Below are 14,562 nucleotides of genomic sequence, written 5' to 3'. Positions count from 1 at the left end.
GGGGGGGGGGGGGGGGGGGGGGGGGGGGGGGGGGGGGGGGGGGGGGGGGGGGGGGGGGGGGGGGGGGGGGGGGGGGGGGGGGGGGGGGGGCGGGCGGGGCGGGGGGGGGGGGCGGGGGGGGGGGGCCGCCCCCGCCCCCCCGGGTGGGGCCCGCCCCCCCCCGCGGCGGTGAGCCGGGACGGGCCTCGGCGCCCGGCGCCCGGCGCCGGGCCCGCTACTGGACCGGCGCGTCCGGGGGTGGGAGCCGGACCTGCAGCTGCTCGTCGACCGAGGCGACGCCCTCGACGGCCAGCAGCGCGGGGCGGGTCCCGGCGGGCGCCCGGCCGGTGATCACGCCGAGGGATCCGAGCACCCGCTCGACCTGCATGCCCGACGCGGTCAGCGCCCGGGCCACCGCGTCCAACCGGTCGCGGTGCACCTCGTCGACGGTCACGCTGATCCGCGCCGGCGGAGGGGCCATGGGCGGGAGGCTACGCCCGCGCGGCGCCCGCCCGGAGCGCCGACCCGGCGCCCTCCTGCGGCGCCAGCACCAGCCCGCTGCCGACGTCGACCGACGGCTCGAGCAGCCGCCGGCTCGCCTGGGTCAGCGTCGCCCACAGCTCGTACCCGCGCCGCCCGGTGGCCTCCGCCCACAGGGCGGCGACCCCGGCGACGTGCGGCGTGGCCATGCTGGTACCGCTGATGACCCGGTACCGGGTGGGCATCGGCCAGGCCGACAGCACGTCGAGACCGGGGGCGGCGACGTCCACCTCCCCGCCGGGCGCGGGCAGGCTGCGGGCCGAGAACCAGGCCGTCGCCAGCCGCGGGTCCAGGGCGCCCACGGCCATGATCTCCACGCTGTTGGCCGGCGCGCCGACGAAGCCGTACCCACCCTCCCGGCGGTCGGCGTTGTTGCCGGCCGCGGCCACGACCAGCGAACCCTGCTCGAGCGCCCGCCGTCCGGCGGCCGAGTAGGGCGGGTGGGCCTCGGCCACGTCGGCCCCGAGGGACATCGAGATCACCGCGCAGCCGCCGGCCACCGCCCACTCGATGCCGGCGAGGATGCCGCCGTCGTCCCCGCTGCCCTCGTCGCCGAGGACCTTGCCGACGAAGACCTCGGCCTCCGGGGCGACGCCGTAGCGCGGCCCGGTCGGCGGCACGCGCGGCCCGCAGGCGGTGCCGGTGCAGTGGGTGCCGTGGCCGTGCCCGTCCTGAGCGGTCTCCCCGGGGACGAACGACTCGGCGGTCACGTCCCGCCCGGCGAAGTCGGGGTGCGCGAGGTCCAGGCCGGTGTCGAGGACGGCGACCCGGACGCCGCGGCCGGTGAACGGGGACGTCGTCGCCCGGACCGCCTGCAGCCCCCAGGTGGCCACCGCGGTGTCCTCGAACGGCGGCGGCGCCGGCGCGCTCCCGCCGTCCCCGGCGCCGGTGGCGAGGACCCGCTCGGCGAGGTCGGAGACGCCGTCCCGGTAGCCCCGGACGTAGGCCGGCAGGTCGTCGGCCAGCACGTGGTGCACCAGCTCGGGGGAGACGGACAGGACCGGCCGGCCGGCCGCGGCCCGCAGCGCCGCGAGCTGGTCGGGCGCGGCCGAGACGACCGCGATGCCGAGCCGGGCGAAGACCGTGGCGCCGGCGTCCCGGAGCGTCTGCGCCGGGACGCGCCGGGCGTCGAAGTCGCGCGAGTCGGCGACGTCGCCGATACCGGCGGCCGACCAGTCCACCGGCACGTCGTCCGGGGTGTCGGCGAAGACGACGACCTGCCGCCCGGTGGTCTGCGCACCGGGGCTCCGCGGACCGGCGGCGGCCGGTGGATCGATCACGGGGCTCCCCCTCGCTCCGCGGACGCCGGTCGCGGGCGGTGCGCCCGCCGGTCCCCCGGCCACCGGGGACCATCCCGGCGGTGGGGGCAGTCTGCGGGGGCAGCCGTCCGCCCGCACGCCGGGCGCCCGGGGCACCGCCCACGGTGGCGTCCGGAAACCGCCGGTCGGTGCGCGCCGGGGCTGCGATGCTCCGTGGCGTGACCCCGCCCCTGGACCCGGAGCGCTGCTACCGCGCGGTCGCCAGCCGGGACGCCCGCTTCGACGGCTGGTTCGTCACCGCCGTCGCCACGACCGGCATCTACTGCCGCCCGTCCTGCCCGGCGCGCACCCCGCACGCCGGCAACGTCTCCTTCTTCTCCACCGCGGCCGCCGCCCAGGGCGCCGGCTACCGCGCCTGCCGCCGCTGCCGGCCGGACGCGGTGCCCGGCTCCCCGGAGTGGGACGTCCGCGCCGACGTCGTCGCCCGCGCGGTGCGGCTGATCGCCGACGGCGAGGTCGAGCGCGCCGGGGTCCCCGGCCTGGCCGCCCGGCTCGGCTACTCCGAGCGGCAGCTGCACCGGCTGCTGGTAGCCGAGCTCGGGGTCGGCGCGCTGGCCCTCGCCCGCGCCCGCCGCGCGCAGACCGCGCGGGTGCTGGTGGAGACCACCGCCCTGCCGATGTCCGACGTCGCCTTCGCCGCCGGCTTCGCCAGCATCCGGCAGTTCAACGACACCGTGCGGGAGGTCTTCGCGGCCACACCGACCGAGCTGCGCCGCCGGGCCCGGCCCGGCCGCCCGGGCCCGGCCGGGGAGCTCACCCTGCGGCTGGCCGCCCGCGCGCCCTACGACGCGGGGGAGGTGCTGCTCTTCCTCGGCGCGCACGCGGTCCCCGGCCTCGAGGAGTGGGACGGGACGACGTTCTCCCGGGTCCTCGACCTGCCGCACGGCCCCGGGGTGGTCGTCCTCTCCCCCGCCCCGGACGACGGGCCGACCGTCGTGGCGCGGCTGCGCCTGGCGGCCCTGCGCGACCTCGGGGTCGCCGTCGCCCGCTGCCGGCGCATGCTCGACCTGGACGCCGACCCCGTGGCGGTGGACGAGGCCCTGGGGGCCGACCCCGCGCTGGCCGGGTCGGTCACCGCCGCGCCCGGCCGCCGCGTGCCCGGCGCGCCGGACGCCGCGGAGCTGGCGGTGCGGGCCGTGCTCGGGCAGCAGGTGTCGCTGGCCGGCGCGCGCACCCTGACCGCGCGGGTCGTGGCCGCCGCCGGCACGCCGCTGCCCGAGCCCGCCGGCACGCTCACCGCGGCCTTCCCGCGGCCCGAGGCCCTGGTCGAGGCCGACCTGTCGGCGGTGGGGCTGACCGGTGCGCGCCGGCGCACGGTGCACGCCCTGGCCGCGGCGCTGGCCGGGGGTGCGCTGCGCCTCGACCCCGGCACCGACCGCGAGGAGGCCGGCCGGGCGCTGCGCGCCGTCCCCGGCATCGGCCCCTGGACGGCGGCCCTCGTGGCCCTGCGCGGCCTCGGCGACCCCGACGTGTGGTTGCCCGGTGACCTGGCGCTGCGACGCTCGCTGGCCGCCCTCGGCAGCAGCGACACCGAGGCCGCCACCCGCTGGCGCCCGTGGCGTTCGTACGCCGTCATGCACCTGTGGGCGCTCGCCGCGCCGTCCCTCTTCCTCCGCCACCCCGCCACCCCGTCCGCCTCCCCGACCGCACCCCTCCGGAGCGCCTCGTGACCCCCTCCGCCCGCTTCGCCAGCGTCCCCACCCCGCCCGGGCCGTTCACCGTGGTGGTGGGGACCGACGGCGCCGTGCTCGCCAGCGGCTGGACCGACGACGTCGCCGAGCTGCTGCCGGTCGTCCACCGCGCCCTGCGCCCGACCTGGGTCGAGCGCGCCGACCGGCTGGACCCGCTCGACGCCGTCGAGGCGTTCGTGGCCGGCGACGTGGCGGCGATCGACGCGGTGGCCGTCCGCCAGCGCTCCGGGCCGTTCCTCGAGGACGCCTGGGAGGTGCTGCGGACCGTGCCGGCCGGCGAGCCGGACACCTACGCGGCGTTCGCGGCCCGCTGCGGCCGGCCCTCGGCGGTCCGCGCGGCGGCCAACGCCTGCGCCCGGAACGCCGCCGCGCTGTTCGTCCCCTGCCACCGCGTGCTCGGCTCGGACGGCGGGCTGGGCGGTTTCCGCTGGGGGACGCCGGTCAAGCGCTGGCTGCTCGACCACGAGGCCGCGCACGCGGCGGTCCCCGTCCCCTGAGCGCGCTCCCGGTCCCGCGCCCGGCACGCCGCCCGCGAGTGGCGACCCGGAAGTGTCGGCCGCGTCGGGCACCCTCGGGCACCGTGGACGCCGTCTCGCTGCTCACCGGTCTCCTGCTCGGCGCGCTGCTGGCCACCGCCGCCACCCTCGGCGCGGTCGCCCTGGTCGCCCGCCGGCGGCCGGCCGACGACGGCCTGGACCCGGTCCACGAGTCGCTGGACCACCTGCACCGGCTGCTCGCCGGCATGGAGCGGGCGCGCGCCACGGCGCACGGGGAGCTGCGCGAGCAGATGGGCACCGTCGGCCAGGCGTCCTCGCTGCTCCGCCAGGAGACCGCCGCGCTGGTGACGGCCCTGCGCACCCCCCACGTGCGCGGTCGCTGGGGCGAGGTGCAGCTGCGCCGGGTGGTCGAGGTGGCCGGCCTGCTCGAGCACTGCGACTTCGTCGAGCAGCCGCCGGGCACCAACGACGAGGGCGCCGGCGTCCGGCCCGACCTCGTGGTCACCCTTGCCGACGGCCGGCAGGTCGTCGTCGACGCGAAGGTCCCGTTCACCGGCTACATCGAGGCGGTGCAGGCCGAGGACGCCGCCGTCCGCGGCCAGCGGGTCGCGGCGCACGCCCGGCAGCTGCGCGCGCACGTCGACGCGCTCGCCGCGCGGCGCTACCCCACCGCGTTCCGCCCGGCGGCCCCCTTCACCGTGCTGTTCGTCCCCTCCGACGGCTTCCTCACCACCGCGCTGGAGGCCGAGCCCGGGCTGCTCGAGTACGGCTTCGCCCGCGACGTCGTGCTGGCCACCCCCAGCACGCTGCTGGCGCTGCTCCGCACGGTCGCCTACTCCTGGCGGCAGGAACGGCTGGCGCGCGACGCCGACCAGGTGCTCGAGGTCGGCCGGCGGCTGCACGCCCGGCTGGCCACGCTGTCGGGTCACCTCACCCGGCTCGGGTCGGCGCTGTCGTCGGCCACCACGCGCTACAACGAGGCGGTGGGGTCCTACGAGGGCTCGGTGCTGGTGGCGGCCCGCCGCTTCGACGACCTCGGCGTGGCCGAGACCCCGGTGCCCACCCCCCCGCCGGTCGAGGCGACCGTGCGCACGCTGCGCCCGCCGGTGCCGCCCGCGCTCGGGGAGGGGCGCGACGGCACCACGGGCTGGGGCCAGGTTGCAGAACCGTGACATCGCGCCTGCCCGGGTGTCGCCCCCACCGGGCACGGGGACCGCAGAGGGGGAAGCCCGCGACCGGAGGAGGACCCCCCGATGCCCGCACGTCGCCGTACCGCCCGCGTCGCCGTCGCGACCGGTGGGGCCGCGCTCGCCCTCGCGCTCGGCGCCTGCGGGGACGACGCGGCACCGCCCAACAACCCCGACCTCGAACCGGGCACCCCCGACATCCGGGGCGAGGACGACCTCAAGGACCCGTACACCGGGGACTACGACAGCGAGTTCGCCGAGGACCTCGAGGCCTACAACGGCCAGGAGGTCACCCTCGACGCCCAGGTCGGCGAGGTCGTCACCCAGCGGGTGTTCACCATCGAGTCCCCACCGGGGGCCGGTGACGCGGAGCCGGCGCTCGTGGTCGCCGAGCAGGACGTCACCGACCTCGCACCGGGCATCGCGGTCGTCGTCGCCGCCACCCCGGAGGACGACTTCGAGCTCTCCGCGCTGGAGCAGGAGCTCGGCGTCGACCTCCCGGAGGAAGACCTCGAGGAGTGGGACGGCGAGGTCTACCTGGCCGCGAGCGTGGTGGAGACCTCCCCCGGCGACGACGGCTGACCGCTGCAGGGCGTCTCCCATCGCCACGGGCTGCTTTTGGCAGTTCTGGACAGTGCGCGTCGGGCTCGTCCTCCCACGGCCGACCGCACGCCCTCAGTACGGTGGCGTGCGACGGCGACCGTCCTCCCCGGCGGCCGCCCCGACGACGCCGACGGGAGGTGTGCCATGGCCTCGGTGAGCACGGCCGACACCTGGCGGGACCCCGGAGCCCACAGCGAGCGCCGCGCCGGCCGGCCGCTCGCCGGCCCGCCCGTCCCCCCACCCGGGGACCGGGTCGCCCGCAGCGCACGGCCACCGGTCCCCCCGGTACCCCCGCCGTCGGTGCGCCCCGACGGGCGCCCCCGGCGCACCGACCTGCCCCCGCTCCCGGAGCACCTGGCCCGGCTGGCCCGCAGCCGGGGTGTCGAGCCCGGTCTGCCCGGGGCCGCCGAGCCGGCGCAGCACAGCCGGCCCGTGCAGCACAGCCGGCCCGTGCAGCACAGCCGGCCCGTGCAGCACAGCCGGCCGGTGCCCCGCGGCGAGCACCGCGCCGCCCCCCGCGAGGCCGTCGCGCGGGACGACGAGGAACGGCGCCCCCGCTCCCGCGGTGCCCGCTCCTCGGGTACCCGGGCCGCTCCCCCCGCCCCCGAGGGCGGCAGCCGGCTGCGCGGCGCGGTCGCCGTCCTCGCCGTCTTCCTGGTGACCCTCGTCGGGGCGGCGGTGGACTCGTTCCTCGGCATCGGTCTCGGGTTGGTCACCCTGGTGGCGCTGACCGGCTCCGCGGCGCTGGCCACCGCCCTGGTGCGCCGGCGCGACCTCGTGACGACCGTCGTCGCCCCGCCACTGGTCTTCGTCGCGGTCGCCGGCGTCAACATCGCGCTGGCCCCCTCGGCCACCTTCAACGCGGCCGCCGTCGCCACCCTGATGGTCCGGGGCTTCCCGAGCATGGCGCTGGCCACCGCCGCGTGCCTCGCCGTCGCCCTGGTCCGGTGGGCCGCCCGCCGCTGACCGGCCCTCCCCGCTGACGACGGTGGCCCCCTCCCGCTCGGGAGGGGGCCACCGTCGTCTCACGGGCGTCAGGCCGGGTCGGGCACCTCGGCGCGGCGCTGCCGCAGCTCGTGGGGCAGCGCGAAGACCAGCCGCTCCTCGGCCGCCTTGACCGGCTCCACGTCGGCGTAGCCCCGCTCGGCCAGCCAGTCGAGCAGCTCGGACACCAGCACCTCGGGCACCGACGCACCGCTGGTGACCCCGACCGTGCCCACGCCCTCCAGCCAGGCCTCGTCGACCTCCGAGGCGAAGTCCACCAGGTGGGCGGCGCGCGCCCCGGCCTCCAGCGCGACCTCGACCAGCCGCACGGAGTTCGACGAGTTGGTGGAGCCGACGACGACCACCAGGTCGCAGGACGGGGCCATCTGCTTGACGGCCTGCTGCCGGTTCTGGGTCGCGTAGCAGATGTCGTCGCTGGGCGGCGACTGCAGCAGCGGGAACCGCTCGCGCAGCCGGTCCACGGTGGCCAGCGTCTCGTCGACCGACAGCGTGGTCTGCGACAGCCACACGACCCGCTCGGGGTCGCGGACCTCGACGTCGTCGACGCCCTCGGGGCCGTCGACGAGCTGGATGTGCTCGGGGGCCTCGCCGGAGGTGCCCTCGACCTCCTCGTGGCCGCGGTGGCCGATGAGCAGGATGTCGTAGTCGTCCTTGGCGAACCGCTTGGCCTCGGAGTGCACCTTGGTCACCAGCGGGCAGGTGGCGTCGATGGTGCGCAGCTGCCGGGCGGCCGCCTCCTGGTGCACCGCCGGGGACACCCCGTGCGCGCTGAACACCACCACCGAGCCCTCGGGCACCTCGTCGGTCTCGTCGACGAAGACCGCGCCGCGCCGCTCGAGCGTGGCGACCACGTGCTTGTTGTGGACGATCTGCTTGCGGACGTAGACGGGGGCGCCGTGGATCTCCAGCGCCCGCTCGACCGCGACCACCGCCCGGTCCACGCCGGCGCAGTAGCCCCGGGGGTCGGCGAGCAGGACGCGTCCGCGCTGATCAGCCATGGCCCCATGGTAGGTGGGCCCGCGGCCGCTCCCCTCCGGACGAGACGAGCACCACGATCCGGGGGTAGGAGAGCGGGAGGGTGTGTCGGCACGCGCGCTCTGGGGCAGTCTGAGGCCATGTCGCGTGAGATCCCGCAGGTCGTCCGTGCCGCGGCCGGCCTGGCCGCCACCGTCCTCGACGAGGCCCGCAAGCTGCCCGGGGAGCTGCCCGGCCTCCCGGTGCGGGTGATCGGCCTGGCCATGCAGGCCACCATGCGCCTCCAGCAGCAGTACTCCGGCCTCGTCGCCCGCGGTGACGAGCTGTTCACCGGCCTCCGGGGTGAGAACGAGCCGGGGATGGCGACCTTCGACGAGGACCTCCCCCCGGCACCGCCGGTCGAGGGGTCGGCGGCGTCGGCACGGACGTCGGCCTTCGACCGCGCGGCCGCGGTCGTGCCCGACCGCCCCGGCGCCGACGAGGACACCACCCCCGAGGAGCAGGTGCCGCCGCTGGTGGACGACGAGATCCTGGGGCTGCCCGACGACGAGCCGGGCCCCGAGGAGGTCGTCGAGGCGCTCGAGGACATCGCCGACGAGGTGCGCGAGGCCGGCATCCCGGCGGCCTCCGGCGCCCCGCAGCCCGGGCTGAGCACAGAGGACGAGCTGGAGACCGCGCTGCTCGAGGCAGACGGCGCCCCGGACGAGGCCCTGGTCGACGGCGGTTCCGCCGACGCCGGCACGGTCGACGCCGACCTGGTCGCCGAGGCCCCCACGACGCTGCCCGAGCCGCTCGACACCCGGAGCGTGGTCGCCGGCGACGCCGCCCCCACCGACACCGCTCCCACCGACACCGACACCACGGCCACCGACACCGCTCCCACCGACACCGCTCCCACCGACACCGACACCACGGCCACCGACACCGCTCCCACCGACACCGCTCCCACCGACCCGGGCGGCTCGCCGGTCGGTGAGGCGGGCGGGGCCCCGGACGTGACCGGGGAGGTCGACGTGCTCACCCCCGACGGCGGGGTGGCCACCGTCGAGGGCACGGTGACCGACGAGGGCGTCGCCGCACCCGAGACCGCCGCACCCGAGACCGCCGCACCCGAGACCGCTGCGGCCGAGCCCGCCACCGCCGAGCCCGCCACCGCCGAGCCCGCCACACCCCCGACCACAGGGGCGGACACCGCCGAGGCCACCGACGCGGCGACCGACGGCGCACCGGTCGACGGCTACGAGTCCATGACCATCGCCCAGCTCCGCGGCCGGCTGCGCGGCTACCAGCTCTCCACCGTCGCCGACCTGCTCGCCTACGAGGAGGCCAACGAGGCCCGCGAGCCGTACCTGCGGATGCTGCGCAACCGGCTGGAGAAGCTCGAGCGGCAGGCGGTCGAGTCCAGCCCGCTGGCCCCGCGCGGCATGTGAGGGGCCGGCGGGGCCCGGGAGGGCCTCGGGACGGGGCCGGCCGCGGTGTCGGAGCCGTCTGACACGCTCGCGGCATGACCGCTCCCCCCACACCGGACGCGCCGTGGCCGGTCCGCACGGTGGCCCGCAAGGTCGCCGAGTGGATCGGCCGCCTCGGCGAGGTCTGGGTCGAGGGGCAGGTCGCCCAGATCTCCCGCCGCGGCGCGGCCACGGTGTTCCTCACGCTGCGCGACCCGGCCGCCGACCTGTCGGTGCCGGTGACGTGCGCCCGCGACGTCGCCGACCGCCCCGGCCTGGAGCTCGCCGAGGGCGCCCGCGTCGTCGTCCGCGCCCGCCCGGACTACTACATCGCGCGGGGCTCGTTCTCGCTGCGCGCCACCGAGATCCGCGCGGTCGGCCTCGGTGAGCTGCTGGCGCGCATCGACCGGATCCGCCGGCTGCTGGCCGCCGAGGGCCTCTTCGACGCCGCCCGCAAGAAGCCGCTGCCGTTCGCGCCGGCCGTGGTCGGCGTCGTCACCGGCCGGGACAGCGCCGCCGAGCGGGACGTGCTGGTCACCGCCCGCCGCCGCTGGCCGGCGGTGCGCTTCGCCGTCCACCACAGCCTCGTCCAGGGGCCGAGCGCAGCGGCCTCGGTCATCGACGGGCTCCGGCGGCTGGACGCCGACCCGGAGGTCGAGGTGATCGTCGTGGCCCGCGGTGGCGGGTCGGTGGAGGACCTCCTGCCCTTCTCGGACGAGGGCCTGGTGCGCGCGATCGCCGCCTGCCGGACCCCGGTCGTCACCGCGGTCGGCCACGAGACGGACACCACCCTGGTCGACCACGCCGCCGACGTCCGCGCCGCGACGCCCACCGACGCCGCGCACCGGGTGGTCCCGGAGATCGGCGAGCAGCAGCGGCTGGTCGACGGGCTGCGGGCCCGTGCGCGGCACCTGCTCGCCGCCCGCCTGGAGCAGCAGGAGCGGTGGCTGGACGGCGTCCGCAGCCGGCCGGTGCTGGCCGATCCGCAGCGGCTGCTGCACGGCCGGGCCGACGACGTCGAGCAGCTGCGCTCCCGGGCCCGGCGCACGCTGGTGCACCGGGTGGAGAGCGCCGAGCGGGACCTCGAGCACGCCCGCGCCCGGGTGGCCGCCCTCTCGCCGGCGGCGACGCTGCAGCGCGGCTACGCGGTCGTGCAGCGGGCGGACGGGACGCTGGTGCGCGACCCGGGCCAGGTGGCCGACGCCGAGCGGCTGTCGGTCCGGGTGGCGGGGGGCCGGATGGCGGTCCGGGTGGACCGGGAGGATGGGGCGTCATGAGCGAGCCGACGGGGCCGACGGAGCCCACCACGACCTACGAGCAGGCCCGCGAGGAGCTCGCCGAGGTGGTCCGCCGGCTCGAGGCCGGTGGCCTGACGCTGGAGGAGTCGCTGTCCCTGTGGGAGCGCGGCGAGCAGCTCGCCGAGCTGTGCCGGCACTGGCTGGACCGGGCGCGCGAGCGCCTGGCCGCGACCGGCCCCGCCGCCAGCACCGCCGAGGGCGCCGGCGGCGGGTGACCCGGCGGGACGGCACCGGGGCGGCGCCGGTCAGGCCGGCAGCTGCTCCGGGGCGCTCGAGGGCAGCGGCAGCCCTGCGGCGCGCAGGGCGGCCAGCAGCCGGTCGGCGGCGGCGTGCGGGTCGGCCGGGGCGTCGCCCAGGAGCCCGGCGACGAGGTCGCGCAGGCTGGTCCCGGCGGCCGCGGGCCGGGCCGGGACCCGGGTGACCAGGCCGCAGGAGCAGGACCCGCCGGTGGGAGGGGGCCGGTGGTCGCCGCCGGCGCAGAGGGCGGGTCCGGTCATCGCAGGACTCCTCGCAGGGCCGTGGCCGGCACAGGAGGTGCCGGCCGGGGTCCGAGCGTCCCGCGACCGGCCCCGGCCCGCGCGGGCAGGCCCGCGCCGGTCACCACCTCTCCCCGCGACCGTCACGCGATCGCAACGTGCGGCTCAGGTCGCGACCGGTTCCACGGCCGCGGCGACCTCCGCCAGCTCGCCGTCCGAGGCCGACCCGGTGACCACCACGGTGACGCCGTCGGCCTCGCGGGACAGCGCGGTCTCGCCGCGGGCGGTGCTCCAGCGGGTCCAGGCCTCCCCGTCGACGTCCTTGCTGCCTTCCTGCTCGGCGTCGCCGAGGACGTCGGTGAGCGCGGTCGCCCGGGGGTCGTCGCTCACCGCGAACCCGGCGTACTCGCCGTCCGGCGTCAGGTAGCCGATGGAGAGCGTCACCGGGTCGCCCTCGTCGGCGGCGCCTGCGTCGGTGCGGACGCTCGTCGGCCGGTACCCCTCCGGCAGGTCCGCGGGGGCGGGCAGCGGGTAGGAGGCCCGCGCGGCGGCCAGCTGCACCGACGACGTCGGGTCCACCGTCTGCACCCGTGCCTCGGGGCCCTGCTGGAAGGCCACCCAGCCGGCGATCAGCAGGCAGATCAGCACGAGCGGCGCCAGCGAGCGGATCATGTTGGCCGCGCTCATCCGGTTGGCCCGCTCGATCGCCGGGGACGGCGGCGGGGCCGTCGTCCCCGCGGGGGGCTGACTGGTGGGGCCGGTGGTGCTCACCCCCCTAGGATGACAGCGCCGCTCCCGCACCCTGCGGCGGTGCGAACAGGAGGTCCTGTGTCCCTGCCCCTCCCCAACGGCCCGCTGACCGCCACCGACCGCAGCTTCCGCTCCGACCGCCCCGCCCCCGACCGCAACCTCGCCCTCGAGCTGGTCCGCGTCACCGAGGCCGCGGCGATGGCCGCCGGTCGCTGGGTCGGCCGCGGCGACAAGAACGGCGGCGACGGCGCGGCGGTCGACGCCATGCGCGCGCTCATCGGCACGGTGAGCATGCGGGGCGTCGTCGTCATCGGCGAGGGCGAGAAGGACGAGGCGCCCATGCTCTACAACGGCGAGCAGGTGGGCGACGGCAACGGCCCCGAGTGCGACGTGGCGGTCGACCCGATCGACGGCACCACGCTCATGGCCAAGGGCATGCCGAACGCCATCGCGGTGATGGCGGTCGCCGACCGCGGCGCCATGTACGACCCGTCGGCGGTCTTCTACATGGAGAAGCTGGCGACCGGCCCGGCCGCGGCCGACGTCGTCGACATCACCGCCCCCGTGGCCGAGAACATCCGCCGGGTCGCGCGCGCCAAGCACAGCTCGGTCGCCGACGTCACCGTCTGCATCCTGGACCGCCCGCGGCACGACGACCTCGTGCGCGAGGTCCGGGAGGCCGGTGCACGGATCAAGTTCATCACCGACGGCGACGTCGCCGGCGCGATCGCCGCGGCCCGGGAGGGCACCGGCGTCGACCTGCTGCTGGGCATCGGCGGCACCCCGGAGGGCATCATCGCCGCCTGCGCCCTGAAGTGCATGGGCGGCGCCCTGCAGGGCCGGCTCTGGCCGAAGGACGACGACGAGCGCCGGAAGGCGATCGACGCCGGCCACGACCTGGACCGGGTGCTGCACATCGACGACCTCGTCCGCGGCGACGTGTTCTTCGTGGCCACGGGCATCACCGACGGCGAGCTGCTGCGCGGCGTCCAGTACCGCGCGGGGGGCTGCACCACCCAGTCGCTGGTGATGCGGTCGCGCTCGGGCACGATCCGGTCGATCGAGAGCCTGCACTCGCTGTCGAAGCTGCGCGCCTACTCCGCGGTGCCCTTCGACCGGGACGTCGAGGACTGAGACCGGGCGGTCTCACAGGTCCGTCACAGGTTGGGCGGGAATCCTCCTCGGCACGGCCCGGCACGACCGCGACCGGGCCCCGGAAGGGGGAGAGCATGCGCACGAGGACCCTCGTCGTCGGGGTGGGCGCCGCGGGGGCGCTGACGCTGACCGGCATCGGTGTGGCGGTGGCCGAGCCGACACCCAGCCCCGCACCCTCGACCAGCACGCCGTCCGCCACGCCGGAGGAGGACGCCGCGGCGGCCGAGGACGAGCGCCGGGCGGCCATCGAGGAGGCCCTGGGCGGGCTCGTCGAGGACGGCACCCTCACCCAGGACCAGGCCGCGCGCGTCGCCGAGACCCTCGCCGACTCCCCCGCCGTCGGGCCCGGCTGGGGCTGGCACCACCGCTGGGACGGCGACGGCCCGCCGGACTGGGTCGACGAGGCCGACTTCGACGCCGTCTGGAGCGCGGCCGCCGAGGCCCTCGGCATGAGCACCGAGGAGCTGCAGGACGCGCTCTCCGAGCCGGGGACCAGCCTCGCCGACGTGGCCGAGCAGCAGGGCGTCGACACCCAGGCGGTCGTCGACGCCCTCGTCGCCCGGGCGCAGGCCCGGATCGACGAGGCCGTCGCCGCCGGCTCGCTGAGCGAGGAGCAGGCCGCCGAGCTGCGCGAGCGGCTGCCCGACTGGGTCGCGGCCAAGGTCGAGGGCGGCTGGTGGTCGCACCGGGGCGGCATGGACGACTGACCCCGACGACCGGCGCCGCCGGCCCCGCCGCCGCCCTCAGGGCCGCGGCGGTGCCGGCGGAGGCTGCGGTGCCGGCGGAGGCTGCGGTGCCGGCGGAGGCTGCGGCGCCGGCGGAGGCTGCGGCGCCGGCGGGAGGTGCCGGGCGGCGAGCCGCTCGACGAGCGCCCGCCAGCGGCTGGCCGACTCGCCAGGGGCGAGGCTGCGCAGCCGCAGGTCACCGAAGACCGCGCGGGCCCGGACGACGACGCGCGGGGTCCCGGCCAGCCGGGGGACGGGCGCGAGGTCGACGACGCGGTCGCCGAAGACGGTCCGCCCGATCAGCTCGGCGTCGACCCCCTCGGGCACCACGACGTCCACGTCCCCGAACCAGGTGCTCAGCTCGATCTCGACCCGCTGCTCGCGGGTGCGCAGGTCGCGCAGGTCGAGCCGGATGTCACCGAAGACCGTGTGCGCCCGCTCGGGCGCCGCGCCGGCCCCGGTCAGCCGGATGTCACCGAAGACGCTGTCGACCTGGCTGGGCGGCCGCGACCCGACGATCTCCACCTCGGTGCTGCCCTCGGCGGGCAGGTCGGCCACCGGGCCCGCCAGGTCGTCCGCCGTGACGGCGGCGTAGGCGGCCTCCACCCGCTCGCCGAACTCCCCCAGGTCGATGCGGCCCTCGGCCACGGCGTGCTGCAGCCGGGCCACCACGGCCTCCCGGTCGGCGTCCGAGATGCGGACGGCGGGGCTCGGTGGCTCGCGGTCGGGGGGCTGCTCGTCGGACGTCACGTCCCTGACGCTAGCGCCGGGCACGGGGTCCGAGGGGCACCGCGGCCCGGGGCTCCCGGCGGCCCCCGCCCGGCGCTGGTCACCCGTTCGGGTGGCGGCTGTGGCGCCCGCCACGGCCTCCCGCTGCCGGCTACGCGCGCCCGGTCACGGAGCGTAGGAGACGC

Annotated in this window: 16 protein-coding genes; 10 read left to right on the top strand and 6 right to left on the bottom strand. The window is 78.1% G+C overall.

The genetic code is table 11. The features are described 5' to 3' along the window. Positions 1 to 214: 214 nt before the first annotated feature. Both ACI8AC_RS24535 and ACI8AC_RS24530 read right to left on the bottom strand, forming a co-directional pair. Positions 215 to 460, bottom strand: a complete 246-nt coding sequence (locus ACI8AC_RS24535) for a hypothetical protein (protein WP_456900471.1) — start codon at positions 458 to 460, stop codon at positions 215 to 217. A gap of 10 nt (positions 461 to 470) precedes the next feature. After that, positions 471 to 1,799, bottom strand: a complete 1,329-nt coding sequence (locus tag ACI8AC_RS24530; RefSeq protein WP_456900470.1) for a S8 family serine peptidase — start codon at positions 1,797 to 1,799, stop codon at positions 471 to 473. A 197-nt stretch (positions 1,800 to 1,996) separates the two neighbouring features. Between ACI8AC_RS24530 and ACI8AC_RS24525 the strand changes: the two genes are divergently transcribed. The 5 genes from ACI8AC_RS24525 (at position 1,997) to ACI8AC_RS24505 (ending at position 6,782) form a co-directional block, all read left to right on the top strand. Continuing rightward, positions 1,997 to 3,508 (top strand): AlkA N-terminal domain-containing protein, encoded by a 1,512-nt coding sequence (locus ACI8AC_RS24525; RefSeq protein ID WP_456900469.1) that lies wholly within the window; start codon positions 1,997 to 1,999, stop codon positions 3,506 to 3,508. After that, complete coding sequence (locus ACI8AC_RS24520) at positions 3,505 to 4,026, top strand: methylated-DNA--[protein]-cysteine S-methyltransferase (RefSeq protein ID WP_456900468.1); 522 nt, start codon at positions 3,505 to 3,507, stop codon at positions 4,024 to 4,026. Before ACI8AC_RS24525 ends, ACI8AC_RS24520 begins: the two co-directional genes overlap by 4 nt. Positions 4,027 to 4,109: 83 nt before the next feature. Continuing rightward, the gene (locus ACI8AC_RS24515; protein ID WP_456900467.1) at positions 4,110 to 5,198 is read left to right on the top strand and encodes a DNA recombination protein RmuC; all 1,089 of its coding nucleotides are present in this window, start codon (positions 4,110 to 4,112) and stop codon (positions 5,196 to 5,198) included. Positions 5,199 to 5,279: 81 nt separating this feature from the next. After that, positions 5,280 to 5,795, top strand: a complete 516-nt coding sequence (locus tag ACI8AC_RS24510) for a hypothetical protein (RefSeq protein ID WP_456900466.1) — start codon at positions 5,280 to 5,282, stop codon at positions 5,793 to 5,795. 174 nt (positions 5,796 to 5,969) lie between these two features. Next, entirely contained in the window at positions 5,970 to 6,782 is an 813-nt protein-coding gene (locus ACI8AC_RS24505; RefSeq protein ID WP_456900465.1) for a DUF6542 domain-containing protein, read from the top strand. 68 nt (positions 6,783 to 6,850) lie between these two features. Here ACI8AC_RS24505 and ACI8AC_RS24500 read toward each other — a convergent pair whose 3' ends face one another. Continuing rightward, entirely contained in the window at positions 6,851 to 7,819 is a 969-nt protein-coding gene (locus ACI8AC_RS24500; protein WP_456900464.1) for a 4-hydroxy-3-methylbut-2-enyl diphosphate reductase, read from the bottom strand. 117 nt (positions 7,820 to 7,936) lie between these two features. On the opposite strand from ACI8AC_RS24500, the gene ACI8AC_RS24495 reads away from it, so the two are divergent. From ACI8AC_RS24495 to ACI8AC_RS24485, 3 genes are all read left to right on the top strand, one after another. After that, positions 7,937 to 9,226, top strand: a complete 1,290-nt coding sequence (locus ACI8AC_RS24495) for a hypothetical protein (protein WP_456900463.1) — start codon at positions 7,937 to 7,939, stop codon at positions 9,224 to 9,226. A 74-nt stretch (positions 9,227 to 9,300) separates the two neighbouring features. After that, positions 9,301 to 10,521, top strand: coding sequence for an exodeoxyribonuclease VII large subunit (gene xseA / locus ACI8AC_RS24490; protein ID WP_456900462.1), 1,221 nt, complete (start codon positions 9,301 to 9,303; stop codon positions 10,519 to 10,521). After that, positions 10,518 to 10,757 carry an exodeoxyribonuclease VII small subunit gene (locus ACI8AC_RS24485; protein ID WP_456900461.1) on the top strand — a complete coding sequence of 80 codons (240 nt, stop codon included), beginning with the start codon at positions 10,518 to 10,520 and terminating at the stop codon, positions 10,755 to 10,757. The genes xseA and ACI8AC_RS24485 overlap by 4 nt, the downstream gene beginning before the upstream one ends. Positions 10,758 to 10,787: 30 nt before the next feature. On the opposite strand, the gene ACI8AC_RS24480 is transcribed toward ACI8AC_RS24485, so the two are convergent. Together ACI8AC_RS24480 and ACI8AC_RS24475 are read right to left on the bottom strand one after the other, a co-directional pair. Further along, entirely contained in the window at positions 10,788 to 11,039 is a 252-nt protein-coding gene (locus tag ACI8AC_RS24480; protein WP_456900460.1) for a hypothetical protein, read from the bottom strand. 144 nt (positions 11,040 to 11,183) lie between these two features. Beyond that, positions 11,184 to 11,789, bottom strand: coding sequence for a DUF4245 domain-containing protein (locus ACI8AC_RS24475; protein WP_456900459.1), 606 nt, complete (start codon positions 11,787 to 11,789; stop codon positions 11,184 to 11,186). A gap of 57 nt (positions 11,790 to 11,846) precedes the next feature. Here ACI8AC_RS24475 and glpX point away from each other — a divergent pair, with 57 nt between their 5' ends. Together glpX and ACI8AC_RS24465 are read left to right on the top strand one after the other, a co-directional pair. Further along, positions 11,847 to 12,902 (top strand): class II fructose-bisphosphatase, encoded by a 1,056-nt coding sequence (gene glpX / locus ACI8AC_RS24470; protein ID WP_456900458.1) that lies wholly within the window; start codon positions 11,847 to 11,849, stop codon positions 12,900 to 12,902. A gap of 95 nt (positions 12,903 to 12,997) precedes the next feature. Beyond that, positions 12,998 to 13,630 (top strand): hypothetical protein, encoded by a 633-nt coding sequence (locus ACI8AC_RS24465; RefSeq protein ID WP_456900457.1) that lies wholly within the window; start codon positions 12,998 to 13,000, stop codon positions 13,628 to 13,630. 36 nt (positions 13,631 to 13,666) lie between these two features. Here the strand turns inward: ACI8AC_RS24465 and ACI8AC_RS24460 are convergent, their stop codons facing one another. After that, positions 13,667 to 14,398 (bottom strand): DUF1707 SHOCT-like domain-containing protein, encoded by a 732-nt coding sequence (locus ACI8AC_RS24460; protein WP_456900456.1) that lies wholly within the window; start codon positions 14,396 to 14,398, stop codon positions 13,667 to 13,669. Positions 14,399 to 14,562: the final 164 nt, after the last annotated feature.

It is taken from the genome of Geodermatophilus sp. SYSU D00758 (assembly GCF_054049955.1).
Note: the sequence above shows the minus strand (reverse complement) of the source record. Positions and strands in the feature narration are given on the sequence as shown.